The organism is Elioraea sp. Yellowstone (genome assembly GCF_006704265.1).
Taxonomy (GTDB): Bacteria; Pseudomonadota; Alphaproteobacteria; order Acetobacterales; family Acetobacteraceae; genus Elioraea.
Genome location: NZ_VIKA01000009.1, coordinates 15,919 through 39,221 on the forward strand (window position 1 = coordinate 15,919; position 23,303 = coordinate 39,221).

At 70.1% G+C, this 23,303-nt stretch carries 20 protein-coding genes; 3 read left to right on the plus strand and 17 right to left on the minus strand.

All coding sequences use genetic code 11. The features are described 5' to 3' along the window. The first annotated feature begins 5 nt into the window (after nucleotides 1-5). A complete protein-coding gene (locus FK498_RS02925; protein WP_141851359.1) occupies nucleotides 6-3,719 on the plus strand; it encodes a DUF6519 domain-containing protein in 3,714 nt (1,237 codons plus the stop codon). Nucleotides 3,720-3,722: 3 nt separating this feature from the next. Here the strand turns inward: FK498_RS02925 and FK498_RS02930 are convergent, their stop codons facing one another. From FK498_RS02930 to FK498_RS02980, 11 genes are all read right to left on the minus strand, one after another. Beyond that, nucleotides 3,723-5,345, minus strand: a complete 1,623-nt coding sequence (locus tag FK498_RS02930) for an ABC transporter ATP-binding protein (protein ID WP_141851361.1) — start codon at nucleotides 5,343-5,345, stop codon at nucleotides 3,723-3,725. Further along, complete coding sequence (locus FK498_RS02935; RefSeq protein WP_141851363.1) at nucleotides 5,342-6,175, minus strand: ABC transporter permease; 834 nt, start codon at nucleotides 6,173-6,175, stop codon at nucleotides 5,342-5,344. Before FK498_RS02935 ends, FK498_RS02930 begins: the two co-directional genes overlap by 4 nt. A 5-nt stretch (nucleotides 6,176-6,180) precedes the next feature. Further along, nucleotides 6,181-7,158 carry an ABC transporter permease gene (locus FK498_RS02940; RefSeq protein ID WP_141851364.1) on the minus strand — a complete coding sequence of 326 codons (978 nt, stop codon included), beginning with the start codon at nucleotides 7,156-7,158 and terminating at the stop codon, nucleotides 6,181-6,183. A gap of 103 nt (nucleotides 7,159-7,261) precedes the next feature. Beyond that, nucleotides 7,262-8,851: an ABC transporter substrate-binding protein gene (locus FK498_RS02945; RefSeq protein WP_141851366.1), complete on the minus strand. Its 1,590-nt coding sequence runs from the start codon at nucleotides 8,849-8,851 to the stop codon at nucleotides 7,262-7,264. A gap of 59 nt (nucleotides 8,852-8,910) precedes the next feature. Beyond that, the gene (locus FK498_RS02950; RefSeq protein ID WP_141851368.1) at nucleotides 8,911-9,759 is read right to left on the minus strand and encodes a VOC family protein; all 849 of its coding nucleotides are present in this window, start codon (nucleotides 9,757-9,759) and stop codon (nucleotides 8,911-8,913) included. After that, nucleotides 9,756-10,844 carry a malate/lactate/ureidoglycolate dehydrogenase gene (locus FK498_RS02955; protein ID WP_141851370.1) on the minus strand — a complete coding sequence of 363 codons (1,089 nt, stop codon included), beginning with the start codon at nucleotides 10,842-10,844 and terminating at the stop codon, nucleotides 9,756-9,758. The genes FK498_RS02950 and FK498_RS02955 overlap by 4 nt, the downstream gene beginning before the upstream one ends. A 32-nt stretch (nucleotides 10,845-10,876) precedes the next feature. Then, nucleotides 10,877-11,635 carry an SDR family oxidoreductase gene (locus tag FK498_RS02960; protein WP_141851372.1) on the minus strand — a complete coding sequence of 253 codons (759 nt, stop codon included), beginning with the start codon at nucleotides 11,633-11,635 and terminating at the stop codon, nucleotides 10,877-10,879. Nucleotides 11,636-11,639: 4 nt separating this feature from the next. After that, nucleotides 11,640-12,740, minus strand: a complete 1,101-nt coding sequence (locus tag FK498_RS02965; protein WP_141851374.1) for an ABC transporter ATP-binding protein — start codon at nucleotides 12,738-12,740, stop codon at nucleotides 11,640-11,642. Nucleotides 12,741-12,756: 16 nt separating this feature from the next. After that, complete coding sequence (locus tag FK498_RS02970) at nucleotides 12,757-13,671, minus strand: carbohydrate ABC transporter permease (protein ID WP_141851376.1); 915 nt, start codon at nucleotides 13,669-13,671, stop codon at nucleotides 12,757-12,759. Nucleotides 13,672-13,678: 7 nt separating this feature from the next. Further along, nucleotides 13,679-14,626, minus strand: coding sequence for a carbohydrate ABC transporter permease (locus FK498_RS02975; RefSeq protein WP_202614722.1), 948 nt, complete (start codon nucleotides 14,624-14,626; stop codon nucleotides 13,679-13,681). A gap of 89 nt (nucleotides 14,627-14,715) precedes the next feature. Next, the gene (locus tag FK498_RS02980; protein WP_141851378.1) at nucleotides 14,716-16,074 is read right to left on the minus strand and encodes an ABC transporter substrate-binding protein; all 1,359 of its coding nucleotides are present in this window, start codon (nucleotides 16,072-16,074) and stop codon (nucleotides 14,716-14,718) included. A gap of 247 nt (nucleotides 16,075-16,321) precedes the next feature. Between FK498_RS02980 and FK498_RS02985 the strand changes: the two genes are divergently transcribed. Further along, nucleotides 16,322-17,116, plus strand: a complete 795-nt coding sequence (locus tag FK498_RS02985; RefSeq protein WP_141851380.1) for an HpcH/HpaI aldolase/citrate lyase family protein — start codon at nucleotides 16,322-16,324, stop codon at nucleotides 17,114-17,116. A 43-nt stretch (nucleotides 17,117-17,159) separates the two neighbouring features. Here FK498_RS02985 and FK498_RS02990 read toward each other — a convergent pair whose 3' ends face one another. From FK498_RS02990 to FK498_RS03000, 3 genes are all read right to left on the minus strand, one after another. Further along, nucleotides 17,160-17,864 (minus strand): RraA family protein, encoded by a 705-nt coding sequence (locus FK498_RS02990; protein WP_141851382.1) that lies wholly within the window; start codon nucleotides 17,862-17,864, stop codon nucleotides 17,160-17,162. A gap of 63 nt (nucleotides 17,865-17,927) precedes the next feature. Continuing rightward, nucleotides 17,928-18,362, minus strand: a complete 435-nt coding sequence (gene trxC, locus FK498_RS02995) for a thioredoxin TrxC (protein ID WP_141851384.1) — start codon at nucleotides 18,360-18,362, stop codon at nucleotides 17,928-17,930. Then, nucleotides 18,359-19,234: an MBL fold metallo-hydrolase gene (locus FK498_RS03000; protein WP_141851386.1), complete on the minus strand. Its 876-nt coding sequence runs from the start codon at nucleotides 19,232-19,234 to the stop codon at nucleotides 18,359-18,361. Before FK498_RS03000 ends, trxC begins: the two co-directional genes overlap by 4 nt. A gap of 121 nt (nucleotides 19,235-19,355) precedes the next feature. On the opposite strand from FK498_RS03000, the gene FK498_RS03005 reads away from it, so the two are divergent. Beyond that, the gene (locus tag FK498_RS03005; RefSeq protein WP_141851388.1) at nucleotides 19,356-19,883 is read left to right on the plus strand and encodes a rhodanese family protein; all 528 of its coding nucleotides are present in this window, start codon (nucleotides 19,356-19,358) and stop codon (nucleotides 19,881-19,883) included. On the opposite strand, the gene FK498_RS03010 is transcribed toward FK498_RS03005, so the two are convergent. Genes FK498_RS03010 through FK498_RS03020 form a run of 3 tightly spaced genes read right to left on the minus strand, consistent with a single transcriptional unit; the run spans nucleotide 19,880 to nucleotide 23,303 of the window. After that, the gene (locus FK498_RS03010) at nucleotides 19,880-20,878 is read right to left on the minus strand and encodes a dimethylarginine dimethylaminohydrolase family protein (protein ID WP_237560817.1); all 999 of its coding nucleotides are present in this window, start codon (nucleotides 20,876-20,878) and stop codon (nucleotides 19,880-19,882) included. The genes FK498_RS03005 and FK498_RS03010 overlap by 4 nt on opposite strands. Nucleotides 20,879-20,916: 38 nt before the next feature. Continuing rightward, nucleotides 20,917-22,518 carry an amidohydrolase gene (locus FK498_RS03015; protein ID WP_141851392.1) on the minus strand — a complete coding sequence of 534 codons (1,602 nt, stop codon included), beginning with the start codon at nucleotides 22,516-22,518 and terminating at the stop codon, nucleotides 20,917-20,919. Then, entirely contained in the window at nucleotides 22,515-23,303 is a 789-nt protein-coding gene (locus FK498_RS03020) for an ABC transporter permease (RefSeq protein ID WP_141851394.1), read from the minus strand. Before FK498_RS03020 ends, FK498_RS03015 begins: the two co-directional genes overlap by 4 nt.

The following is a 23,303-nucleotide window of genomic DNA, read 5'->3' on the forward strand; positions in this document are numbered from 1 at the left end:
ACGCCATGGCCGGCGACTACTCCCGCGACAGCTTCGACATCCGGCGCCGCTACGCTGCCGTGATGATGCAGCAGGGCCGCGTGCAGATCGACGCGGACTGGAACGAGCAGGGCTCGATCCTGCTCGAGCGGATGCGCCGGCAGGCGCTCGACGCCTTCGGTCCCGTCGCAGCGAGCCGCCTCTCCACGCCGGACGCGTTCCGCATCGGCATGATCGCCGGGCCGCCGCGCGACCTCTCGATCGGCGCCGGCCGCTACTACGTCGACGGCCTGGTCGCCGAGGCGCTGCCCTCCGACGGCGATCCGATCCGCTACACCGCGCAGCCCTTCTACCCCGCCCCGCCCCCGTTGCCGGAGCGCGGTGGGGCGGTCGTCTATCTCGACCTCTGGCAGCGCGAGGTCACGTGGGTGGAGGAGCCCGCGCTTCTGGACGTCGCCCTCGGCGGCGTGGACACCGCTGCGCGGCTGCAGACGGTGTGGCAGGTGAAGGTCGCCGCCGAACCGAACGCCGCCTGCGGGCTCGATCTCGATGCGCGCTTCCCCCCCTCGCCCGCGCGCCTGACGACCGCGGCGATCGCCCCGCCGGCGCCGGAGGATCCGTGCCTGATCGCGCCGAAGACGGGCTATCGCGGGCTGGAGAACCGGCTCTACCGCGTCGAGGTGCATCGCGGCGGTGCGGCGGGCACGGCGCGCTTCAAGTACAGCCGCGACAACGCCTCCGTGCGCGCGCCGGTGATCGGCATGGCGACCGAGCTTCGCGGCGGCACCGAGGTCACGGTGCTGGTGGTGGAACGGATCGGCCGTGATCCCGGGCTCAGGATCAGCGCCGGCGACTGGGTGGAGATCACCGACGAGCACCGCTTCCTGCACGGCGAGACGGGCGCGATGGCGCAGGTCGCCGAGCCGCCGGCCGAGCGTGCCGGCGAGGAGGGGTTCGAGGTCGTGCTCGATCGGCGCATCCCGGAGGCCGGCGAGCGCCCCTTCGGCGCGACACCTGCCGAGCTCGCCGCGCGCCGCACGCGCATCATCCGCTGGGATCAGGCCGCGCCGCGCAATGCGGTGGATGCGGACGGGCTGATGACCATCGGTGCCGGCCCGGTCGCGCTCGAGCAGGGGATCGAGGCCGTCTTCTCGCTGGCAAGCCCGGGCGCCCAGTACCGCGCCGGCGACTACTGGATCTTCGCCGCGCGCACGGCAGATGCTTCGGTCGAGGTGCTGACCCAGGCGCCGCCGAAGGGACCTATCCACCGCTATGCCCAGCTGGCCGCCTTCAGCAGCGTCGCTGCCGGCGACACGCCGTCGGACTGCCGCACCCTCTGGCCGCCTCTGACGCAGGGTGGCGGCGACGGCTGCTGCACCGAAGTGGTTCGGCCCGGCGAGGATGTCCAGGCGGCGATCGACCGCCTGCCGCCCGCGGGCGGCTGCGTCTGCCTGAAGGCCGGGGTGCACGAGTTGCGCGATGTCCTGCGCATCACCCGCCCGCGCGTCTCGCTGCATGCCGAGGCGCCCGGCGCGGCGATCCTGCGCCGTGCCGCCAGCGCACCGGTCGTGCAGATCGGCGGCGGCGCGGCGAGCCGGATGCCGCCGACCGATATCGCGATCGAGGGCGTGGTGATCCAGCTCGGCAGCCTCGCCGAGCCGCGCAAGGGCGACGATGCCCTCCTCATGGTGATGCCGGGAGCGGCGCGGGTGCGGATCGCCGGCTGCCGCTTCGGCGTGCAGGACGTCGCCGGCGCGCTTGCCGGCATCCGTGTCGCCGGCGCCGCCGTGGCGATCGAGTCCTGCATCGTCGAGACGCTGCGCATGGGCATCCTCGCCGAGGACGCCGCCTCCGATCTGATGGTGCGCGACTGCGTGATCTCGGCACGGCTGCTCGCCGCCGCGGGGCGCGACCTCGGCGACGTGCTGGCCCAGGACGATCCGGGACTCGCCGGGATTGCCGTGCTCCTCTGCGACGGCAGCGTCCGCATCGTCGGCAACACCGTGCTTGGCTTCCGCCACGGCATCGTGCTCGGGGATCCCGCCTCCGAGCGCCCCGGCGTCGAGTCGCCTGACGCGGTGATCGCGCACAACGTGGTGGTGCGCGGCGTGCCGCAGGCCGAGGCTGCGCCGACGCCGGAACCGGCACCGGCGCCGGCCCCCACCCCGTCGCCAACACCGGCACCAGCGCCGCCGCCGCGACCGGTTCGCCCTTCACCGACGCCGATCGTCGGAGGGGTGCGTCCACGGACGGAACGCGCGGGATCCCTGCGCCGGAGCGAGGCGGTTGCCGCCGCCGCGCCCGGCTCCACCGCCGCGCGGGCAGGTCTGTCCGAGCGCGACCTCAGCGCGCTGTCGGCCATCGCACCGTCCGCCCGCGTCGAGGCCGAGGCGCTGGACACGGTGCGTCGATCCTTGGCGAGCCAAGCGGTGGGAACCGCGGCCTTCGGACCGCGGCAGGACCGGCCCGCCTTCGCGATCTTCGCCGCGGCCGAGAACGGCATCGTCATCGAGAACCTGATCGGCTGGCGCTCCCCCCTCTATGGCGGGATCGCGGTGGAGAACGGCGTGCGGCTCGTGGCCGGAAACGACCTCTTCTTCGTGCCGCCGCGCGAGGCCGATATCCGTCCGCCGACAGCCGCTCCACCGGGACTCGCTCCCGCTCCGGGCCAGCCCGACGCGTTCGTGACGGGAATCGCAACCGGGTTGTCGGGCAACCCGACGCGGATCGCCAACATCGCCGACAACGTGATGATCGGGCCGATGGTCGCCGCCTCGATCGCCGCCTCCGCCTCGCTCCGCGTCGCGCGCAACGTGGTTCTGGACGCGATGATCGGGGTCCTCGTCAACGGCGGCGAGAGCACGGTGATCGAACAGAACCTGTTCTCGCGCGGCCGACTGGGGATCGGCCTGCTGAATGCGGCCCGCGCGGTCGTCGACGGCAACGTGATCGACCAGGCGGGGAACGACGGCATACTCGGCGTGTTCACGGGGTCCGCCGCGAACGGCATCGTCAGGATCAGCCACAACGCGCTCCGTCGGTGCGGCGCGATGCAGAGCACCGCGACCGCGCTGCGCGTCGTCGCCCTGGACCCGCAGGAATCGGCCGGCGCCTGGGTCGAGCAGACGGAGATCGTGATCGAGCACAACACCGTGCTCGACACCGGACTGGCAGCCGGCACGGGCGTGCGGTCGGAACGGTCGATCGGCATCAGCATTGCGGCGCCGCGCGCCGTGGTGCACGGCAACGATGTCGGCCATGGCCATCCGGCACGGAACGATCCCGGCTTGGCCGCCCTGGCGCTCGAGATCCAGAAGGCCAATCGCGCGCTTCTCGTGATTCCGACCCAGGGCCAGGGTGTCCCGCCGGTGGATGACCAGGCCTGGGCACATGCGTTGAGCATCACCGACAACCGCTTCCGCGGGATGTCGGTGGACACGCTGGTCGAGATCCTGGAAGGGGCGGCGAGCGGCGATCAGCGTCCGCCGCGCTTCCACAGCGTCGTTGTGGCCGGCAACACGGTCGAGCACTGGCGCCCGGCTGCGAGCCAGGACGGGCGGGCGACCCTCGAGCTGCGGGCCCACCCGCAGGCACTGGTCAGCGTGAGCGGCAATGTCGTGCGCGGGACGGGCCGAGCGCCGAGCGTGCGCATGGACGGTCCGAAGCAGATCGCCTTCGCCGGGAATGCGACCTCCGGTCCGCTGGTCGGCGCGGCCGGCCAGGTGAACCTGGTCGTCTGAGATTCAGGCCGGCTCCAGCGCCGGAGGCGTCCAGGTGCGGCCGGGGATGCTGTCCATCAGCGTGCGCGTGTAGTCATGGCGCGGCGCGGCGAACACCTCGGCCGTGGGGCCGTGCTCGACGATCTCGCCCTCGTGCATCACCGCGATCCGGTCGCAGAGCTCGGCCGCGACGCGCAGGTCGTGGGTGATGAAGACGATCGAGAGGCTCAACCGGTCGCGCAGGTCGCGCAGCAGGCGCAGCACCTGCGCCTGCACCGAGACGTCGAGTGCGGAGACCGGCTCATCGGCGACCAGCACGGTCGGCCGCATCGCGAGCGCGCGCGCGAGCCCGATGCGCTGGCGCTGGCCGCCGGAGAATTCGTGCGGCAGGCGCGACATCGCCGCCGGATCGAGACCGACCAGGCGGAACAACTCGGCCGCCCGCGCCTGCGCCTCCTCGCGCGGCACGCCATGCAGCATCGGTCCCTGCGCGACGAGGTCGCCGGCCGTGCGGCGCGGGTTGAGCGAGGCGAAGGGGTCCTGGAACACCATCTGCACGCGCCGCGCCTCGCGCCTGAGCCGCGCGCGCGAGAGCGCCGCCATGTCCAGCCCGTCCACCACCATGCTGCCGCCGTCGGGATCGAGCAGGCGGACGAGGCAGCGTGCGACCGTCGACTTGCCCGAGCCCGACTCGCCGACGATGCCCAACGTCTCGCCGCGATGCAGGTCGAAGGACACGTCCTTCACCGCGTGCACGGTGCGCCGGCGCGCGAACAGCCCGGCGGCACGGTAGGTCTTGCTCAGGTTGCGCACCGCCAGCACCGGGGCGCACGGAAAGTCGCGTCCGCGCGGGGAGTGGGCGAGCGTCGGCACCGCCGCGATCAGCGCGCGCGTGTAGGGGTGGCTCGGCCGGTTCAGCACCTGCTCGGCCGCGCCCTGCTCGACCACGCGGCCGTGCTGCATCACAGCAACCCGATCGGCGATCTCGGCGACCACGCCGAAATCGTGGGTGATGAACAGCACGCCCGTGCCGTGGCTCCGCTGCAGCTCGCGGATCAGGCCGAGGATATGCTTCTGCGTCGTCACGTCGAGCGCGGTGGTGGGCTCGTCGGCGATCAGCAGGCGCGGGTTGAGCGCGAGCGCCATCGCGATCATCGCCCGCTGGCGCTGCCCGCCGGAGAGCTCGTGCGGATGGGCACGCGCCGCGGATGCCGGATCGGGAATGCGCACCTCCTCGAGCAGCGCGAGCACCCTGCCCACCCGCTCGGCGCGCGTCATCGCGGTGTGCTCCTCGAGCACCTCCTCGATCTGCCGCCCCACCGGGAGCACCGGGTTGAGCGCCGTCATCGGCTCCTGGAAGATCATGCCGATGCGCGCACCGCGGATCGCGCGCATCTCGGCCTCGGAGAGGCGCAGCAGGTCGCGGCCCTCGAACAGGATCGCTCCCTTCTCGGCGAAGACCTGCGGGCCCGGCAGCAGACCCATGATGGCAGCGGCGGTGAGCGACTTGCCCGAACCGCTCTCGCCGACGAGGCAGAGGATCTCGTTCGGCGCGAGGTCGAGCGAGACGCCGATCAGCGCATGGCTGCGGTCGGCCCCGCGCGGCAGCCGCACGCTGAGGTCCCGGATCGAGAGGAGTCCGCTCACGTCCGCTCCTTCAGCCGCGGATTGAGCGCGTCGTTCAGCCCCTGCCCGACCAGGCTGACCGCCAGCACCGTCACCAAGATCGCGACCCCGGGGATTGCCGAGACGTACCACTCGCTGCGGATGACCGTCCGCCCGGTGCCGATCAGGTTGCCCCAGGAGGCGACGTTCGGGTCGGAGAGGCCGAGGAAGGCAAGCGCGCTCTCGAGCAGGATCGCCACCGCCATCACCACCGAGGCATAGACGATCACCGGCGGCAGGGCATTGGGGAGGATCTCGCCGAGGATCAGGCGCAGGTCTCCCATGCCGAGAGTGCGGCAGGCCAGCACGAACTCGCGGTTGCGCAACGAGAGCACCTCGGCGCGCGTCAGTCGCGCAGGTGCCGGCCACGACACCGCCCCGATCGACACCGTCACCGTGACGATGTCGCTGCCGAACACCGCCACCAGCACGAGCAGCAGGATGAAGTTCGGCAGGGTCTGGAACGCCTCGGTGACACGCATCAGCACCGTATCGACCCCGCCACCGTAGAAGCCGGCGACGGCGCCGATCGCGATGCCGAGCGCGATCGCGATCGCGGTCGCGACCACGCCGATCAGCAGGCTGACGCGTGCGCCGTGGAAGATCTGCGCGGCGATGTCGCGCCCCGATCCGTCAGTGCCCAGCCAGAACCGTGGATTGGTCCCCGGCCATTGCAGGGGGCGACCGGCGAGCGCCAACGGATCGCGCGGGAAGACGAGATCTGCGCAGAGCGCCATCGCGATCACCGCCATCAGCAGCACGAGCCCCAGCACCGGGGCAGGGCTGCGCAGGTAGCGACGGAACGCGGCCATTCCGGTCACCCGGTGGCGGTGATGCGCGGGTCAAGCTTCGCGTAGAGCAGATCCACGACGAAGTTCACCACGATGACCAGGATCGCCGAGACGAACACGATGCCGAGCAGCGTGTTGAGGTCGCGCTGAACCACGCTCTCATAGGCGAGGCGGCCGAGGCCCGGCAGCGAGAACACGCTCTCCACCACCACCGATCCGCCGAGCATCGTCCCAGCCTGCAGGCCGATCAACGTCACCATCGGCAGGAGTGCGTTGCGTAGCACATGGCGCACCAGCACGCGTGTCTCGGACAGCCCCTTGGCGCGCGCTGCGCGCACGAAATCGAGATTCAGGACCTCGAGCATCGCCGCGCGCATGATGCGCAGGTAGATCGCGAGGAAGATCAGCGCCAGAGTGACCGTCGGCAGGATGAGGTGCCAGGCGATATCGAGCATGAGACGCAGCCCGGCATATCCCGCCCCGACCGTGCCGTAGCCGCCGGGCGGCAGCCAGGCGAGCTTCACGGCGAAGACGACGATCCCCATCAGTCCGAACCAGAACGAGGGGGTAGCGTAGAAGATGAGGCCGAGGGTGGAGATGACCGTGTCGGGCCAGCCATTGACGCGCCGCGCCGCGAGCACACCGAGCACCATCCCGGCGGCGAAGGCGAGGCTCAGCGACGACGCCATCAACAGCAGCGTCGGCGTCAGCCGCTCGAGGATCACCGTCGCGACCGGCTTGTTGTAGATCGCCGAGAAGCCGAGATCGAGCCGGACGAGCCGCCACAGATAGGCGGCGAGCCGTTCCGGCACCGAGAGGTCGAGACCGTAGAAGCGACGCAGCTCGGCGGCCATCACCGCATCGCCGCCACCCGCCTGCGCCATCAGCGCATCCACCGTGTCGCCGGGCGCGAACTGCAGCAGCACGAACAGCCCGGCCAGCAGGATCAGCAGCGTGGGCAGGCTGGCGGCGAGGCGGCGCGCGGCGTAGGCGAGGAACTTCATCCCGCAGCCGCGCGTGCGGGCAGCCGCCACTCAGGCCCCGCGGCCCCGCCCCCCCCAGCCCGTCCCCCTCCTGCAGGGCAGGTGAAGGAGTGGCTTCGGCGCGTCACGACGCGATCCAGAGATCCGACCAGTGGCTGGAGGGCCAGCGCGGCGTGTTGTGGTGGTTGCGCAACCTGGCCGAGGTCACCGAGATGAACTGGCGCTCGATCGCCATCCAGACCGGCACCTCCTCCAGCACCTTGCGGGTGAACTCGGCGTACTTCGCCTTGCGGCGCGCAGGGTCGAGCTCGCTCGCCGCATCGTCGATCAGACGATCCACCTCGTCGGACTGCCACCCGAACTGGTTGGTCCAGGGACTGCCGGGCGGGCTGCCGGAGCGGTACCAGACCGTGGTGCTGACAGCAGGATCGTTGCGATATTGGTGCCATCCGGTGGCGAGGTCGAAGTCGTGGTCGCGGTACACGGCGGTGAGGAAGCCGGCGGCGTCGCGTCGCACGATCTCCACCGGGATGCCGATCGGCTGGAGGCTCTGCTGGATGAAGGTGGCCCAGAGCGCGATATCCTCGCCCCAGGGCGCAGGCAACAGGCGCACGCGGAACCGCACGCCGCCGGCGCCGCGGCGGAACCCGGCCTCGTCCAGCAGCCGCTCCGCCTTGCGGCGGTCGAACTCGTATTGCGGCATGCCGGGCGTGTAGAAGTCGGGCGAGGAGGAGGGGATCGGCCCAGTGCCGCGCTTGCCGAAGCCGTAGAGGAAGTTCTCGCAGAAGAAGTCGACATCAAGCGCATGACAGATGGCGCGGCGAACGCGCACGTCCTTGAAGAAGTCTCGCCGGCAGTTGAACTCCACCGTGTTGGTGACCGCATTCCCTTCGTTGCCCCGGGTCGAGACGATGAAACGCGGATCCTTGCGCAGACGGTCCATGTCGGCGAGCGGCAGCGACGAGTAGGGAGAGAGCTGCACCTGTCCGGCTTCCATCGCGGCGGTCGCCGCCGCCTTGTCGGTGATGAAACGCCAGACGATCCGGTCCAGATACGGATACCCCGCGTTCCAGTAGTCTGGGTTGCGGTCGGCGATGATGAACTGGCCGCGCTCGTACTGGACGAAGCGGAACGGTCCGGTGCCGACGGGGGCGGTGTTGGCCGGGTTCTCGAGCACGTTCGTGCCCTCGAACACGTGCTTCGGCGAGATGTAGCCAAGATCGACCATCGCCCGCAGCAGGAGGTCCTGCGGCATCGGCCGGCTGTAGCGGAACACGGCCGTGTGAGGATCGGGCGTGTCGACCGCCTGGAGATAGAGCTGCAGTGCCGTGCCGTAGTTGAGATGCTTCTTCCACATCTCCATCGCCGTGTACTGCACGTCGGCGCTGGTGAAGGGCTTGCCGTCGTGCCACCTCACGCCCTGGCGCAGACGGAAGGTGTGGGTGAGGCCGTCCGGCGCAGACTGCCACGCCACCGCCAGCATCGGCACCGGCCGACCCTCGCCGTCCAGTTCCACCAGCGGCTCCTGCATCTTGGCCGCGACCACGTAGACGCCGGTCGAGGCGCGCAGGCTCCCGTTCAGGATGCGCTGTTCGCTGCCCATGTGCACGGTGACCGTGCCGCCGCGCCGCGGCTGCTCCTGCGCCCGCAGAGCACCCGGCAGGGCAGCCGCCACGGCGGCTCCGGCCAGCAGGTCACGACGCCCGATCTGCATTGTCCCTCTCCGCGCGTGGTTTTTTCCAAAACCACGTTGGCAGCCGCCGGGCAGCCGCGTCAAGCGCGGATGAAGGTCACGACGACCCCGTTGGCGACGCCAGGCGGCACGATCACGGCCTCGGGCAAGACCGCTGGTCTGATCCCGCCAGCCTCGACGGCGGCACGGGCGAGATCGAGGCTGCGCACCCGGATCGCGATGCCGGCGATGCCGCGCTGGGGCAGCATCGCCGGCGCGACCGCGCGATCGAGCCGCGCCGCCAGTTCCGCCGCGGAGGTGAAGGAGAAGCATCCTGCCGTGGTCCGGACGGTTGTCCCGTCGGCGGCAAGGCCGAGGAGGCGCGCAGTGGCCGCGGCGGCTCCGGCCGGGTCGTCGACCACGACGTCGAACCGCTCGATCCCGACCGCCGTGTTGGGATGCTCGGTCAGGCCGGGCGCCCAGGTCGTCTGCGGCGTCAGGTGGCGGCAGAAGAACAGCCTGAGCCCGGGCGTCACCTCATCGCGCAACTGGAACGTGCTGAAGCGCGCCTCGCCCGCCCCGGCGCCGGCGACCTGCACCGCCCTGCCCCAGTGTCGCACCGCCTCCGGAGCGGCGCCGCGCCCGGCCACGGCGGCGTGCGCCGCCTCGGCATCGAGCGCCCGCATCGCCACCGCGACCACGCCCTCGCGCCGGGCGAGGGCAGCCCGCCAGCGCGCATTCGCCTCCGTCTCCGTCAGGACGCCGAGCAGTTCGAGATAGGTGTCCGCCAGCATGATCGTATGGTTGGCGGTGCCCATGTGGTCGGGATGGCGGCCGATCGGCGCGGTGCGGAAGCCGAGCGCCTCCCAGCCGATCCGCGCGGCGGCAAGATCACGGACCAGGATGATGCAGTGGTCGATCCCGCCGATCGCCCGCATCGTCGCGCTCACGCGGCTGCCGGGATGCGCGCGCTCTCCAGACCCACGGCTTCGGCGCAGGCGACGATGCTGGCCCAGGTCTCGTCCGGCAGCGGGATTCCCTTCGCCGCGCGCTCGGCGCGGTTGCGCGCCTCCATCTCGCCGGGGATGAGGACTTCGCCGCCCGGCTCGGCCGGACGGGAGGACTTGTAGAACGCGATGTAGCGTTCCGCACGCGCGACGAACGCCGCCGGCTCGTCGATCATGTCCGGGCGCAGGTAGAAGCTCAGCATGCCGTTGGTGATCCGTCCGCGCCCGTGCTCGCGCGGGCCGCAGGTGCCGTTGCCGGTGAGCGCGCCGCCGAGCATCTCGCACATGAAGGCGAGCCCCGAGCCCTTGTGCAGCCCGAAGGCGCGGATCGCACCTTCGCCGTTCTCGGGCGTGCGGTCGCTGGAGGCGAGCGGGCCGTAGAGCACGGCGGGATCGCCCGAGACCGAGCCGTCGGGCCGGATCAGAGCGTCGTCGGGGATCTTCTTGCCGCCGCGCGAGGCGACCAGGACCTTGCCCTCGGCGACGTAGCTGGTGGCGAAGTCGAGCACCACCGGCGGCCGATTCGGCAGGGGCAGGGCGATGCAGTGCGGCGCGGTGGACAGGCGCCGGTCGACACCGCCGAAGGGTGCGACCAGCAGGCTGCCCTGCACATTGACGTAGTGGATCGCCACCAGCCCCTCGGCCGCGGCCATCTCTCCCCAGTCCCCCACCCTGCCGAGATGCGCGCTGTTCTTCAGCGCAACGGCGGCAAGCCCGCTCGCCTTCGCCTTCTCGATGCCGAGCTTCACCGCGATCGGCGTCACCGTCTGGCCGAAGCCGTACTTGCCGTCGACCACCGCGGTGATCGGCGTCTCGCGCTCGACCTCGGGCGTGACGCCGGCGACGATGAAGCCGGACTTCAACCACTGCACGTAGCGGGGCACGCGCACGACGCCGTGGCTGTCATGGCCGGTCAAGTTGGCTTCGACGAGGTAGCGGGCCACCCGCGCCCCTTCCTCGCGCGAGGTCCCGGCGGCGGTGAAGATGTCGGCTGCGAAGTCGCGCAGACGCTCGGCGGAAATCAGCATGGCGTCATCCGGCTGGTCGTGAGGGCAGGGCGCTAACCCTGCGCCGCCCGCGCCATCTCCGCAAGGTAGCCGCGATTGGCGGTCGGGCTGATCAGGATCTCGTTGATGCAGACATGCGGCGGCTGGCAGGCGACATAGAGGATCGCATTGGCGACGTCCTCGGGCTGCAGCATCCGCGCGCGCACCTCGGGCGGCAGCTTCACCGGGCGCAGATCCATGATCGGCGTGTTCACCTCGCCCGGCTCGACCACGCAGGAGCGGATGCCGTTGCCGCACTCCTCCATGTTCAGCGTATGGCTCATCGCGACCAGGCCGTGCTTGGCCGCGACATAGGTCGGACCGGAGACATGGCCGATGAAGCGGCCGGCCCAGGAGGCCACGTGCACGATCAGGCCGGCCCCCGACGCGCGCAGCGCCGGCAGGCAGGCCTGGGCGACGTAGAAGGGGGCCTTCAGGTTGGCGTCGATCAGCGCCGAAACGGTCTCCTGCGTCAGCACCGCCCAGCGCCGCTCGGGCACATTCAGCCCGGCATTGGAGACGACGATGTCGAGACGCCCGAAGGCGGCGAGGACGGCGTCACGCGCCGCGTTGACCTGGGCCGGGTCTGTGAGGTCCGCGGGGGCGACGAACGCGCCGTCGCCAATCATCCTGGCGGTCTCCGCGAGCGGATCGCGCCGCCGCCCCGTCAGCGCGACGCGCGCACCGGCCTTCGCGAGCACGATCGCGGTCGCGCGGCCGATCCCGGAGCCGGCTCCGGTGACCCAGGCGGCCTTCCCGTCGAGAGCCCCCATCGTCCTAGAGGACCTTGCCCGTGTCCGCGTCGATCAGGTGCATCTGGTCCATGTGCGCGGCAAGCGTCATGGGCTGACCCGCCTGCGCCCCCGCCGCCGGATCGACCCGGGCGCAGACCGGCGTGCCCTCGATCCGGAAATGCACCAGCGTCTCCATCCCCATCGGCTCGATCACGTCGAGCTCCACCGTGATGGGGGCGAGGTTCTGCTTGTCGGTGCGCGTCGTCTCGGTCAGGTGTTCCGGCCGGATGCCGAACAGCAGCTTCTTGTTCCTGTGCGGCGCGTAGCGCGCGGTGCGATCGGCCGGCACCGGCAGCGACAGCCCCTGCCCCAGCTCGATCCGGAGCGCCCCGGCGCCGTTGCTCAGCCGCGCGGGGATGAAGTTCATCGCCGGACTGCCGATGAAGCCGGCGACGAAGATGGTGGCGGGGTGGTGGTAGAGCTCGTTGGGAGGGCCGACCTGCTCGATCACGCCATGGTTCATCACCACCACCCGGTCGGCGAGCGTCATCGCCTCGACCTGGTCGTGGGTGACGTAGATCGTCGTCGTCTTGACGGCCTGGTGCACCTTCTTGATCTCGGTGCGCATCTGCACGCGCAGCTTGGCATCGAGGTTCGAGAGCGGCTCGTCGAACAGGAACACCTTGGGATCGCGCACGATCGCGCGGCCCATCGCCACGCGCTGGCGCTGTCCGCCCGACAGCGCCTTCGGCTTGCGCTCGAGCAGCTCGCCGATCGAAAGGATGGCCGCGGCACGGTCGACGCGGCGCTTGATCTCATCCTTCGGGAAATGGCGCAGCTTCAGCCCGAACGCCATGTTCTCGAACACGGTCATGTGCGGATAGAGCGCGTAGTTCTGGAACACCATGGCGATGTCCCGGTCCTTCGGCGGGATGTCGTTCACCATCTCGCCGCCGATCCAGATCTCGCCGTCGCTCACCTCCTCGAGCCCGGCGATCATGCGCAGCGTCGTCGACTTGCCGCAGCCCGAGGGCCCGACCAGGACCACGAACTCGTGGTCGGCGATGTCGAGGTCGATCCCGCGGACCGCCTGCACGCCGCCATCGAACAGCTTCACAACCTTGCGCAGGCTGACTTCCGCCATCGCTGAGCCCGTCTCCCTAGCCTTTGGTGGCGCCGGCGGTCAGTCCGGCGATGTAGTAGTCCATCAGGAAGGCATAGACGACCAGCGGCGGCAGCGCGGCCAGCAGGGCGGCCGACATGATCATGTGCCACTGGAACACGTCCGCCTTGATCATGGTCGAGGCGATGCCGACCGTCAGCGGCATCTGGTCGAAGCTGAAGATGTAGGCGAGCGGATAGAGGAATCCGGCCCAGGAGACCGTGAAGGCGAAGATGGTCGCCGCGATGATCCCGGGCATGGCGACGGGAATGAAGATCTTGAGCAGGAGCTGCAGCCGGCTCGCGCCGTCGATCAGCGCCGCCTCGTCGAGCTCCTTCGGGATCGACTGGAAGTAGCCGATCATGATCCAGGTGCAGAACGGCACCGAGAGCGTGGGGAACACGAGCACCATCACCCACATGCTGTCCATCAGGCCGAGGAAGCCCACCACCTGAAACAGCGGGATGAACAGCAATGTCTCGGGGATCAGGTAGCAGAGGAACACGCCGGTCGCGAGCGTGGCCGAGCCCCAGAACCTCATCCGGCTCAGGCTGAAGGCGGCCAGGATGCTGATCGCCATGCTGATGGCGACGGTACAGATCGTCGCGATCACGCTGTTGCGGAAGAAGATCGGAAACTGCGTGTCGGTGAACAGCGCAAGCCAGTTGGACACGGTCGGCGGCCAGGGCAGCGCCCAGGGATTGCCCTCGATCGCCGCGATCTGCTGGCTGGTCTTCAGGCTGGTCACCAGCATGTAGTAGGGCGGGATCAGGAAGAAGACGGCGAACAGGATCAGCCCCGCATAGGCCCCCCAGAGGGCCCATTTCCGGCTGCGCGAGAGGCTCGGACGCCAGCGCGAAGGTGCGGCGCGGCTGACGGGCTCGGAGACGGCAGCGGCAACGGTCGTGTTCATCGTGCCTTCAGCCCATCGCGTCGGCGCGGCGCCGCACGCCGCGCAGGATGAAGATCGCGAATACCCCGAGGATCGGGAACATGAACAGGCTCACCGCCGCGCCGAGCGGGATGTCGCCCGAGCCGATGCCGAGCGCGAAGCTGTAGGTGGCGAAGATGTGGGTCGTGTCGCGCGGCCCGCCATTGGTGAGGATGCGCACGATGTCGAAGTTCGCGAAGGTGACGATCAGGCTGAACAGCACCGTGATCGAGATGATGTTGCGCATCATCGGCAGGGTGATGTGCCAGAGCTTCTGCCAGGCGTTGGCTCCGTCGATCGCCGCCGCCTCGTAGAGCTGCTCGGGCACCGACTTCAGCGCCGCGAGATACATGATCATGAAGAACGGGGCGCCGTACCAGACATTCACCAGGATCACCGAGAAGCGCGCCCAGAACGTGTCGCCGAGCCAGGCGATGTTCTCGCCGCCCGCGGCCCGGATCACCCAGTTGAACGCGGAGTAGGAGGGATCGAGCAGCCACCACCAGGCGAGCGTGCCGATCGCCAGCGGCATCACCCAGGGCACGAGCAGCATGCCCCTCCACTTCCGCTGCCCCTTGGCCGGCAGCACGTGCACGAGATGGGCCAGGATGAAGCCGATCAGCGCCTTGAAGAACACTGCCGTGATCGCGAAGATGCAGCTTTGCCAGACGACGTTCCAGAACGTCTCGCGCCGGAACAGGAAGGTGAAGTTCCCGAGCCCGACGAAGCGCTCCATGCTCTTGTTCAGCATCGCGAGCCAGCCGGCATAGAAGGCCGGGAAGATCATCAGTCCCAGCACCAGCGCCAGCAGCGGGAGGCACAGCAGGAACGCGGTGGTGGACTGCCGCCGCATCATCCGGTGCAGGCCGCCCCTGCGGGGCCCGGCTGCCGAGCGCGCGGCACCCGTCTGCGCCAGCGCGGCGGTTCCGTCGGCCATCAGATGGTCCTCCTCACCACATCGTCCCGGCGCCTGCGATCCGGCCGAGAAGCCGGGGGCGGCACCGTCCGGCCGCCCCCGAGACCGTGTCAGCCGCGCTGGAAGCCTTCCAGTTCGTTCGCGGCCCAGGACAGCACGCTGTCCATCGCCTCGTTGCGCTGGACCAAGCGGGCGATCATGTTCGTGAACGTCGCCTGGTTGTACATCTGCGCGGCGATCGACTTCTCCGACGGATAGCCGGAGATGTTCGGCTGCGTGTCGTCACGCGGCGTGTAGTTGTAGAGCAGCCCCTTGGGCGGCCCCTCGTCGCGCCAGGTCGCGAAGTCGAACTGGCTGGCGAAGGGCGGCAGGTCGTAGCCGAGGCTTGCCGCCACCAGCCGCTCGGCGTTCTCGCGCTGCGAGATGTGCCGGATCAGGTCCTTGGCCGCGTTCTTCTGCCGGCTGAAGGACCAGATGCCGTGGAAGTAGCGCAGGTCGCCGACGAAGCGCCCGGCCGGTCCCTTCGGCATCTGGATGTACCAGGTCTGCTCGGCGATCTGCGGCGCATCGCGCTTCGCCACCGCCCAGGCCGAGGGCGGATTCAGGATCAGGCTCGCCCGGCCGGCGATGTAGGCGCGGTTGTTCGAGGCGTCGTCCCAGGCGAACACGTCCGACGGCAGGTGCTGGCAAAGCCGCTTCATGTACTCGAGGGCGGCCCTCGTGCCGGGGTCGGTCTTGACGACGATGTCGCCCTTCTCGGTCACCAGCACGGCGTTGAAGCTGCGGAACAGTGCGCCGACCCAGTCGATCGCGTCCGAGAACGAGCCGAGCGGCAGGCCGAACGGGTGGCCCGCCTTGTTCAGCTTCTCGGCCGCGACCAGGAACGCCTCCCAGTCCCAGGCCGCGATCTTCGCCGGGTCGCGCCCTTCGGGCCCTCCCGGGAACATCGCCTGCATGTCGAGCCCGGCGTGCTGCTTGAAGAGATCCATCCGGACATGCGGCGGCTTGAGCTGGCTGCCGACCGTGGTCGGCACGGCGCGCCACTTGCCGTCGATCTTGCCGAGATACTCGGCGATCGAGTTGATCGGGCCGTACTGCCTGACGAGATCAGCAACCAAGTCATCCACCGGCTCGAGGTTGCGCTGGTGGATGTTCACGTCCCAGGTCGCGAAGGCCAACATGTCGTGTCCGGTGCGGGCCTGGGCCTCGGCCTGCGCGGTCAACCGCAGCTTGTTGCCGTTCGAGGTGATGTAGTCGATCTTCAGCTCGACCCGGTTCTTCTGCGCCCATTCCTGGGCGATCTTGGTCAGCGTGTCGTTGGCGCCCGGCACCCAGTGGTCCCAGAAGCCGATCGCGAGCGTGCCGCCCGCCGCCTGGCCGTGGACATTGACGAGCGGCAGGGCCGCCGCGGCGGTGCCGGCCGCGCCGGCCTTGAGCAGCGTGCGGCGCGAGACGGAATGCTTGGCCATGGTTTCTCCCTTCCTTGGCTCCCGATCAGCCGGCCCCTTCTCCTCGCACGCGCAGCATGCGGGGGCGGCCTGTTGAGTAGTCCTGACTGTAACGGCGCCGCCTGGAAGCCGCAATCGCCTGAATGCATGCCTGAGACATCAGTTCGCAGCCTTGGCGACCCCGCGCCGATGCGATCAGATGCGCCCGCCCCGCAGCGCCGGCGCATCCCGCGCCGCCCGGTGGTTCGGCCAGGAAGGGAGGACGCGCGTGCGCGCCAACAGGATACGCGAGATCTGGAGTTCGGGCGGCCATGCCGTGAACGGCTGGCTCGGCATCCCGCACGGGGTTGCGACCGAGGCGATGGTGCAGGGCGGCTGGGACAGCCTGACCGTCGATCTCCAGCACGGCCTCGTGCACTACGATGCCGCCGTCGGCATGCTGCAGGCGATCTCCACAAGTCCGATCACCCCGCTCGCGCGCGTGCCCTGGAACGAGCCCGGCATCATCATGAAGATGCTGGATGCCGGCTGCTTCGGCATCATCTGCCCGATGGTGAACAACCGGGAGGAGTGCGAGCGTTTCGTCCAGGCCTGCCGCTACCCGCCCAAGGGCTATCGCAGCTTCGGGCCGACGCGGGCCAACTGGTATGCAGGGGCCGACTACTGGAAGAACGCCAACGACACCGTCATCACCTTCGCGATGATCGAGACGAAGGGCGCGCTCGACAATCTCGACGCGATCCTCTCGACGCCGGGACTGGACGCGATCTATGTCGGCCCGGCCGACCTGGCGCTCGCGATCGGCGAGCAGCCGGTGGGCGATCCGACCAGCGAGAAGACGCTCGGCGAGATCAGGCGGATCGCGGCGGCAGCGAAGAAGCATGGCGTGATCGCCGGCATCCACACCGGCAGCCCGGAGGGTGCGAAGCGCATGTTCGGGCTCGGCTACCAGTTCGCCACCATCCTCGCCGACACCGCCCTGCTCGCGAACGCCGCCAAGGCCGCGGTCGCGGCGGCCCGGGGCGGCGAGACTGCCGCCGCCAGGACGGCCGGCCCGTACTGACCGGCGCAGGGCGCGGGCGCCTCCTCGCCCGCGCCCTTCCCGTTCAGTGGATCTCCGCCATCTTCCTCAGTGCCTCGCGCAGCGTCGCGATCCCGAATCCCGGTGCCCTGGCGGCATCCAGGATCACCTTCTCGCGCCGCGCGCAGAGCTCGACCGCCGCCGGCACCCTGGCCGCGACCTCATGCGGGATGACGACCGCGCCGTGGCGATCCGCGTGGATCAGCTCGCCGTCATGCACCGTCATGCCGTGGATGCTGACGGTGGTGCCAACCGCCACCACATGCACGAAGGCATGGCTCGGGTTGATCATCCCCGCGATGATCGGGAAGCCCTTCGCCATCATCGCGAGGTCGCGGATCGATCCGTTGGTCACGCAGCCCGCGACGCCGAGCGCCTTGTGGATGGTGGTCTGCACCTCGCCCCAGAAGGCGCCGGTGCCGGGCGTGGAGTCGAGATCCTGGATCACGGCGATGTTCGGACCGGGCTCTGCGGTGGCGACATGCTCGTAATAGGTCACGCGGAGCGCGTTGCGCTCGGCCGGGCTCATCGCCGAGGGGTTCTCGGCCCGGATCATCGCGGTGCGCGCATAGCCGACGAAGATCGCATCCGGATGGTCGTTGTGCACGAAGGGCCGCGTGGTGAAGCGGATCAGCTGCCGCGGCGAGACCAGCTCCTCGAGCGCATTGCAGATGGTCGGCGTGTCGATCTTGGCGAGGGCGGCGAGCAGGGCCTGGTCATGCGTGATCATGCGGCATCTCCGTGCGATTGGCACGCGCACGGTGCCGCGCCGAGGCCTGCACGTCGAGCCCCCTCAGTCCGAGAGGGAGGACGCGAAGTGCAGCAGTTCCGAGGCCGGCATGGCGCCGGAGCGCCGCGCAACCTCCCTGCCGGCGCGGAAGGCGACCAGCGTCGGGATCGCGCGCACACCGAACCGCGCCGCCACCTCCGGATGCGCCTCGGTGTCGAGCTTGGCGAAGCGGATCCTTGGCAGACGCGCTGCCGCCGCCGCGAAGACCGGGGCGAAGACCCGGCAGGGGCCGCACCACGGGGCCCAGAGATCGAGCAGGAGGGGCAGCTCGTCCTTGGCGAGGAAGCGCTCGAGCCGAGGGCCATCCAGCTCGATCGGCGCAGCCGGCAGCAGGGACGCGCGGCATGACCCGCAGATCGGCCGATCGCCGAGCCGCGACAGCGGGACGCGATTGAGCGTCCCACAGGCGGGACAGACGAGGATCCGGCTGTCGTTCACAGCCGGTTCACCGGGATCTTCAGGTAGACGTTGCCGTCCGCCTCGGGCGGCGGCATCCGGCCCGCGCGCATGTTCACCTGGATCGAGGGGATGATGAGCGCCGGCATCTTCAGCGTCCGGTCGCGCGCCTCGCGCATCGCCACGAACTCGTCCTCGGTGATGCCGTCGTGGACATGCACGTTGGCGGCACGTTCCTCGGCCACGGTGGTCTCCCACGCATAGTGGTCGCGCCCCTTCGCCTTGTAGTCGTGGCAGAGGAACAGCCGCGTGGCGGGCGGCAGCGACAGCACCCGCCGGATCGAGCGGTAGAGCGTGCGCGCATCACCGCCCGGGAAGTCGGCCCGCGCGGTGCCGTAGTCGGGCATGAACAGCGTGTCGCCGACGAAGGCCGCATCGCCGATCACATAGGTGGCGCAGGCCGGCGTGTGGCCCGGCGTGTGCAGCACGCGCACGGTCAGGTTGCCGAGCGGGAAGGTCTCCTCGTCGTCGAACAGCCGGTCGAACTGGCCGCCATCGGGGTTGAGGTCGGTCGCGTGGAAGATCGGCCGGAACACCCTCTGCACCTCGACGATGCGGCTGCCCATGCCAATCGGCGCGCCGGTGCGGTCCTTCAGATACGGCGCGGCGGAGAGGTGGTCGGCATGCGCGTGGGTCTCCAGGATCCAGGCGACCTGCACCCCCTCCTCCGCGACGCCGGCCAGGATCCGATCAGCGAAGGCGGTGTCCGTGCGGCCGGCGGCCGCATCGTAGTCGAGCACCGAGTCGATGATGGCCGCCGCCTTCGTGGTCGGATCCCAGACCAGGTGGGCCGCCGTGTTGGTCGGCTCATGGAAGAAGGTGCGGACCTCGGGACGGTTGGGACGAGCGGTCATGGCTGGCTCCCGATATCTTCGTTGTATCGAAGGTAAGGATCGGGCTAGGCTGGCGTCAACGGCGGTGTCCGGCGCCGACCATGATCGTACCACGGCCGGCGGCCGCTCCGAGGAGGCCACCATGGCGCAGTTCATCGAACCTGCCGAGCTGAAACGTCGTCTCGATGAGGGCAGCGCGGTGCTGATCGACATCCGCGACCCCGACGAATACGCGCGGGAGCACATCCGGGGTGCACGGCTCGTGCCGCTCGCCGCCTGGGACCGCCACGATCTGGAGGGGGAGGCCGGCAAGGCGGTGGTGTTCACCTGCCGCAGCGGCAACCGCACGGCCGCCCATGCCGCGCGGCTGTTCGCGCGCGCCTTCCCCGAGGCCTACCTGCTGAGGGGTGGCATCGAGGCCTGGAAGGCGGCGGGGCTGCCGGTGCATCGCGACCCGAGGGCGCCGCTGGAACTCCAGCGCCAGGTCCAGATCGCGGTCGGCACGATGATCCTCGCAGGGCTCGCGCTCGCCTGGGCCGCCTCGCCCTGGTTCCTCGCCCTGCCCGCCTTCGCCGGCGCAGGCCTGGTGTTCGCCGGCATCACCGGGTTCTGCGGCATGGCGCGCCTGCTCGCGGCCATGCCGTGGAACCGCCCGCAGCCGTCCGGCTAGATCGGGTCGCGCACCAGCGGCGCGGTCGAGCAGTGGATGCCGCCGCCGCCCTGATAGACCGCGCTGTAGGGCACGATGCGCACGCTGATCCCGGCCTTGTCCAGCGCCTCCGCCGTGTAGGGGCTCACCGCGTCCGCCATCAGCACGCGGCCGGGCGCGACGGCGAGGCAGTTGATCGTCCAGACCGGATCGTCGGGATGCACCTCGATGGTGCGGATCCCCAGCTCCTTGAGCTTCTCGAGGAACCAGTAGGGGAGCTGCACCGGGTTGATGATCGCGGTGTCCACGTCGATCATCACGAAGGCACCGTCGATGTGCAGGCGATAGCCGGTCAGATGCACGCGCAGGAGTTCCACCCCCTGCACGCGCAGCACCTCTTCCACCTGATCCGCGCCTGCCTCGTTGACGCGCGACGAGAGCCCCACCACCGCGACCTTCGGCGTGATGAAGGCGAAGGATCCCCCCTCCATGATGCCGGTACCGTGGATGGTGCGCAGGATCGGCATGCCGATCCGCGCCAGCGTCTCGGTCGCCGGCGCCTCCTCGCCGCGGCGGATCGGCGCGCCCATGCGGCAGACGATCGCCCCGCCATCGACCGCGATCACCTGGTCGCGCGTATAGACCGACTTCATCTTGCCGGGCGCGCAGCGGTCGAGGAACACCACCTCGACCCCCTCCTCGCGCAGCGCGGCCACCAGCCCGTCGTGCTGGGCCTGCTGGGTGGCGATGTCGGGGATCTCGCGGCCGCGCCAGTACCAGCCCGTCTCGGGGTCGCCATAGGCGCCGAGATGCTCGATCCGCTTCGCCGGATCGACCATCTTCAGCTCGTCGCCCGGGCGGTGCATCAGCACCATGCGCAGCCGGCCCACGTCGTTCGTGCAGCCCCAGCGCCGGCCCCACACCGCCTGCTGCTCGCCCGCGTCCTCGAAGCCCGGGCTGGGCCGCGACGGGAAGGCCTTGATCAGCATGTTGTAGCGGAACTCGCCCTCGGTCATGATCGACACGACCGTTCCTCCTCGGTTTCGTTGCCGGATCAGCGTGGCGCGGGGACGGTGTATTCGGGACCGCGTGCGGTCTCGACGTATTCCGGCCAGCGGTAGTGGATGGGGGCGGCGAAATCCTTCGGCAGCAACGGCGCCAGCCACCTGGTGCCGCCGATGCCGCCGCCCGTGCGTTCGACGAACTCGGCCCGCGCCTGCTCCAGGAGCGCGGGCTGTTCGAGCAGCCCGACGAAGGTCGCACCGGTCACCTCGGCCGCCTTCAGCCACATCGGGTCGATGCAGGCCGGATGCCCGCCCATGGCGTGGCGCGTCCAGTCGGGCCAGTTCCGCCCCGGCGCATCGACCCGGAGCTGCGCCCGCCCGACATAGAGCCGCGCGGTCGGGCAGTGCCAGGTCCAGTCGGTGTAGTCGTCGGAGGTATAGTTCTTCTGCCAGGGCGGCAGATGCGCGCGCAGCGCGGCCTCGGCGTCCTCGGGCGGGCAGAGGCGCTGGATCTCGGGCGGGAACGGATCGGGCACCGGTTCGGCGCCGCAGGCTGTGCGCAGCTCGTTCGCGAAGGCGACCGCCTCCCCCGAATAGCGTGGCGGGCCGAGGGCGGCGAAGACGTCGAAGGTCGCCCGTGCGATCGCGTGGTTGGGCAGGCCCGGCCGCGTCTTCGTCACCCAGTCCTTGCGCACGGTGCAGTGGGTCATCGCCGCGACATGGTCGGCGTTCCGGTCCAGAACCGCCCAGACCCGCTCCTGCATCTCGATGGTCGGCGCGCGCAGCGCGTACTGGATCACCGCGAGCCCGGGCGGCAGGTTGTCGGCCGTCGCCTGTCCGGCCTGCAGGATCGCCTCGTTCAGCGACCATGCGCCCTGGTGCGGCAGCATGTTCTCCTTCAGGTACTTGGCCGCCGTGTACATCAGGCAGACCGCGTCGATCGCGCCGGGCGCGCGGCTGACCGAGTGCGAGGAGTGCACGCCCGTGCGCGCGATCGCGGACGACCAGGTCTCCGGTTCCAGGCACTCGAAGGTGTAGATGCGCGACCAGTAGGTGGCGCAGTGCGTGTCCCACAGGCAGGAGTTGGCGAGCGCGAGGAAGGAGGTCGGGTGCCAGGAGATCGCCGCGGTGAACTGGTCGTAGTAGCCGTGCGCCGCGTGCACCGGCTTGGAGCCGCACATCTTCTCGGCAGGTTCCCCCATCAGCACCAGCGTGCCGTGCAGGCCATGCCTCTCCATCGCGTGCTTGGCCGCAAGCGTGCCGGCGAGCGCGCCGATGCCCAGCGCCGAGTGCGGATCGGTGTGGCCCGCCGTGTGCAGGTGCGTCCCCGCCCGCGGCTCGCGCCGCGCCACCGGCTCCTGGCTGGTGCCGGGCACGGCGTCGTACTCGGCGATGGTGGCGAGCACCGGCGCGCCCGCCTTCGTGCCGGGCGCGGTCCAGGTGGCGCGGAACGCCGTCGGCATCCCCGCGGTGCCCGCCTCCACCGCGAAGCCCTCGCGCCTGAGCCGATCCACGAACCAGGCGGCGGAGCGGTATTCCCGCCAGGACGGCTCGGCGAGGCGCCAGAGATGCAGGTGATCGGCCGAGAGCGAGGCCGCGTTCGCCGCCACCCAGGATGCCGCCGCGCGTTGCGCCGCGCTCAGTTCGGTCATTCGTCCCGCTTCCTCCGCAGCCACAGATCACCCGCGAGCAGCAGCATCGACAGCAGCATCATCACGCAGGCCGCCACCGCCATCACCGGATCGAGGTTCTCGTTGATGCCGTCCCACATCCGCCGCGGCAGGGTGAACAGCGCGCGGCTGGCGATGAAGAGGATCAGCACCGCCTCGTCCCAGGAATGGATGAAGGCGAAGATCGCGCCCGAGGCGATGCCCGGCATCACCCGCGGCATGATCACCCAGCGCAGCGTCTGCGACAGGTTGGCGCCCATGCTGCGCGCCGCCTGCTCGAGCCTCGGATCGAAGTTCGCGAGCGTCGCCGAGACCGTGATCATCACATAGGGGATGCCGGTGACGCCGTGCACCAGGATGATGCCGAGATAGGTGTCGAGCAGATCGAGCCGGATCCAGAGCCGGTAGATGCCGAGCGCATAGACGATCGAGGGCACGATGATCGGCAGCAGCATCAGCACGCGCACGAGATCGGTCAGCCGGGTCGAGAGCTTCCAGCAGCCGATCGCGCAGAGCGTGCCGGTCGCGACCGCGAGCACGGTCGAGAACACCGCGATCACCAGGCTCTGCCAGGTGCTGGTGAGCCAGCGCTCGGAGGTGAAGAAGGTGACGTAGTGCTGCAGGCTCGGCGCCTCGTAGGGCAGCGACAGGAAGCGCTGGTCGGTCACGCTGAGCGGGAAGACGACCGTGATCGGCAGCAGCAGGAACAGCAGCACCGACCAGGCGAGCACGTTGGCGGCGGGGCCGGCCTGGGCGGAGCGGTCCAT

Bases quoted from the DNA above. Each gene is read 5' to 3' on its own strand.
- FK498_RS03005 (WP_141851388.1), top strand. From the start codon at position 19,356: ATGGCGCAGTTCATCGAACCTGCCGAGCTGAAACGTCGTCTCGATGAG.
- FK498_RS02975 (WP_202614722.1), bottom strand. From the start codon at position 14,626: ATGGCCGACGGAACCGCCGCGCTGGCGCAGACGGGTGCCGCGCGCTCG.
- FK498_RS02960 (WP_141851372.1), bottom strand. From the start codon at position 11,635: ATGGGGGCTCTCGACGGGAAGGCCGCCTGGGTCACCGGAGCCGGCTCC.
- FK498_RS02970 (WP_141851376.1), bottom strand. From the start codon at position 13,671: ATGAACACGACCGTTGCCGCTGCCGTCTCCGAGCCCGTCAGCCGCGCC.
- FK498_RS03000 (WP_141851386.1), bottom strand. From the start codon at position 19,234: ATGACCGCTCGTCCCAACCGTCCCGAGGTCCGCACCTTCTTCCATGAG.
- FK498_RS02935 (WP_141851363.1), bottom strand. From the start codon at position 6,175: ATGGCCGCGTTCCGTCGCTACCTGCGCAGCCCTGCCCCGGTGCTGGGG.
- FK498_RS02945 (WP_141851366.1), bottom strand. From the start codon at position 8,851: ATGCAGATCGGGCGTCGTGACCTGCTGGCCGGAGCCGCCGTGGCGGCT.
- FK498_RS02990 (WP_141851382.1), bottom strand. From the start codon at position 17,864: ATGATCACGCATGACCAGGCCCTGCTCGCCGCCCTCGCCAAGATCGAC.
- FK498_RS03020 (WP_141851394.1), bottom strand. From the start codon at position 23,303: ATGGACCGCTCCGCCCAGGCCGGCCCCGCCGCCAACGTGCTCGCCTGG.
- FK498_RS03010 (WP_237560817.1), bottom strand. From the start codon at position 20,878: ATGACCGAGGGCGAGTTCCGCTACAACATGCTGATCAAGGCCTTCCCG.
- FK498_RS02955 (WP_141851370.1), bottom strand. From the start codon at position 10,844: ATGCTGATTTCCGCCGAGCGTCTGCGCGACTTCGCAGCCGACATCTTC.
- FK498_RS02980 (WP_141851378.1), bottom strand. From the start codon at position 16,074: ATGGCCAAGCATTCCGTCTCGCGCCGCACGCTGCTCAAGGCCGGCGCG.
- FK498_RS02925 (WP_141851359.1), top strand. From the start codon at position 6: ATGGCCGGCGACTACTCCCGCGACAGCTTCGACATCCGGCGCCGCTAC.
- FK498_RS03015 (WP_141851392.1), bottom strand. From the start codon at position 22,518: ATGACCGAACTGAGCGCGGCGCAACGCGCGGCGGCATCCTGGGTGGCG.
- FK498_RS02965 (WP_141851374.1), bottom strand. From the start codon at position 12,740: ATGGCGGAAGTCAGCCTGCGCAAGGTTGTGAAGCTGTTCGATGGCGGC.
- FK498_RS02940 (WP_141851364.1), bottom strand. From the start codon at position 7,158: ATGAAGTTCCTCGCCTACGCCGCGCGCCGCCTCGCCGCCAGCCTGCCC.